This window comes from Rhizobium sp. 2YAF20, assembly GCF_052114685.1.
GTDB lineage: Bacteria > Pseudomonadota > Alphaproteobacteria > Rhizobiales > Rhizobiaceae > Rhizobium.
Genome location: NZ_JBFRFF010000108.1, coordinates 1 through 2,052 on the forward strand (window position 1 = coordinate 1; position 2,052 = coordinate 2,052).

Below are 2,052 nucleotides of genomic sequence, written 5' to 3' on the forward strand. Positions count from 1 at the left end.
ATCATTGGCAAAGTGTCTGCCGAATTTCTCAGCCCGCCCAGAGCCGAACAGTCTGGTGAGAGACGATGACGCCACGAGCTGCCAGCAAATCCTCGACCATCCGCAGGCTGAGCGGAAAGCGGAAATACAGCCAAACGGCATGGGCAATTATCTCCGCTGGAAATCGGTGGCGACGATAAAGAGGATCACGGGTAAATCTGGTCATGCCGCCAGATCCCAAATTTTGATCGACGCCCGGTTAACGTTACGGTGCCCTGCAGCTTAATCCAGCCCGACGACGGAAGCCCGGAAGTGTTTGTTCATGTCTCCGCAGTTGAACGGGCCGGCATCCGCGGTTTGAACGTCGGCCAGAAGATTACCTATGAGCTGGTCAGTCAGAGCGGCCGGATGATCCGACGAAGTTCGCCCTGGTCCTTGACGCCGAACTCAAACCAACTCACGAGCTCTTTGGCTTTCGACTGCGCTGGCTGGCTTGATAGCTCGCACAGCTGTTCCCTGCACCAGTCTTGAAGAATCTTACGAAGCATTGCGATGTCATCGTCCCGAATGACTTCTTTCGGCCAAGCCGTTTGTGCTGACATTTTGAGACCACCCAGACCTGATATCGGGACTATGACGGCAGTCATTGCCGCTGATAGATCAACTGTATATCAGTCGCCGCGTTTTCAACACGATGTTATTTTGCGTGCTGTGTATAAAGTTAACGGCTCGATTTGTATTACTTATCCAGGGCCTTTTGTGAACAGTATTGAGGCGCGCTGGCACAACGATCGTTCATTCGTTCAAAATTTGCGACCTTTAGCGGACAGTTGCGACTGGGCGTCTCTGTCAACAGGCCCCTATTGACTTCGGGGATGGAACGCTCCATATAGTAACCCACTGGGTTACAGGGATGAGATGCAATCAGTTGCCGAAACACCGCTGTTCGTCAAACAGGCAGCCGAGCTCTTCACAGAGGAAGAGCGGAAAGATCTGATCGATTTCCTGGCGGCAAACCCGCAGGCCGGTGATGAAATTCCCGGCACGGGTGGCGTGCGAAAGGTGCGGTTCGGTGCCAAGGGCAAAGGCAAGCGCGGTGGAGCTCGGGTAATTTACTACTGGTACAGCGACGATGCACCGATTTATGCCCTGTTGGCTTACGGGAAGAACGAGAAAACCGACCTAAAACCCGAAGAGGCCAAAGCCGTAGCCGCTTTCGCGAGGGCTATTAAGGCGTCGCATAGGAGTAAGGCATGAGCGAGATGACAAAGTTCGGCGCGGATCTGATCCAGGCTATGTCTGAAGCGCTGGCGCATGCTCAGGGCAAGGACCTTCCGGACACTCGGGTCCACACGATTGATCTTGGCACGGTCGATGCGAAGGCGATCCGCAAGAAACTCGATCTGACCCAGGACGAGATGGCAACGGTCCTGGGAACTAGCCCATCTGGATACAAGAAATGGGAGCAAGGAACCAGGCAGCCTTCTGGCGCAGCGCGTACCTTGCTTCGGATCATGGAGAGGGAGCCTGAAGCGGTGCTGCGGGCTTTGTCGGCTGATAGCAATGTGGTTGATCGCGACGGCGCGGTCCCCGAGGCAGCTCACTGAAAGGCACCGTAACGTTAACCGGGCATCGATCAAAATTTGGGATCTGGCGGCATGACCAGATTTACCCGTGATCCTCTTTATCGTCGCCACCGATTTCCAGCGGAGATAATTGCCCATGCCGTTTGGCTGTATTTCCGCTGTCCGATCAGCCTGCGGATGGTCGAGGATATGCTGGCAGCTCGTGGCGTCATCGTCTCTCACCAGACTGTTCGGCTCTGGGCTGAGAAAATCGGCAGACACTTTGCCAATGATATTCGGAAGCGATCAGCTGGCAGGCTGGGTGACAAATGGCACCTTGATGAGGTTGTCGTCACCATCGGTGGAAAGAAACACTGGCTTTGGCGCGCCGTTGATCAGGACGGCTTTGTTCTCGACGTGTTGGTGCAAAGCCGCCGCAATGCCAAGGCGGCAAAGCGCTTGATGCGAAAGCTTCTGAAAGGCCAAGGCCGTTCGCCGCGTGTGATGA

The 2,052-nt window shown here is 55.1% G+C and carries 3 protein-coding genes and 2 pseudogenes; 4 read left to right on the top strand and 1 reads right to left on the bottom strand.

Annotated features, from left to right (window positions below; genetic code table 11):
* Positions 1 to 205: pseudogene (locus AB4Z52_RS36025) on the bottom strand (IS6 family transposase); the annotation flags it as partial.
* Positions 206 to 213: 8 nt separating this feature from the next.
* Between AB4Z52_RS36025 and AB4Z52_RS36030 the strand changes: the two are divergent.
* The 4 genes and pseudogenes from AB4Z52_RS36030 to AB4Z52_RS36045 form a co-directional block, all read left to right on the top strand.
* A pseudogene (locus AB4Z52_RS36030) lies at positions 214 to 372 on the top strand (cold-shock protein); the annotation flags it as partial.
* 525 nt (positions 373 to 897) lie between these two features.
* The gene (locus tag AB4Z52_RS36035) at positions 898 to 1,236 is read left to right on the top strand and encodes a type II toxin-antitoxin system RelE/ParE family toxin (RefSeq protein ID WP_442222584.1); all 339 of its coding nucleotides are present in this window, start codon (positions 898 to 900) and stop codon (positions 1,234 to 1,236) included.
* The gene (locus AB4Z52_RS36040; RefSeq protein WP_442222585.1) at positions 1,233 to 1,586 is read left to right on the top strand and encodes a helix-turn-helix domain-containing protein; all 354 of its coding nucleotides are present in this window, start codon (positions 1,233 to 1,235) and stop codon (positions 1,584 to 1,586) included. Before AB4Z52_RS36035 ends, AB4Z52_RS36040 begins: the two co-directional genes overlap by 4 nt.
* A 51-nt stretch (positions 1,587 to 1,637) precedes the next feature.
* Positions 1,638 to 2,052 (top strand): IS6 family transposase (locus tag AB4Z52_RS36045; RefSeq protein WP_442222586.1); only part of this gene is annotated, 415 nt, incomplete at its 3' end.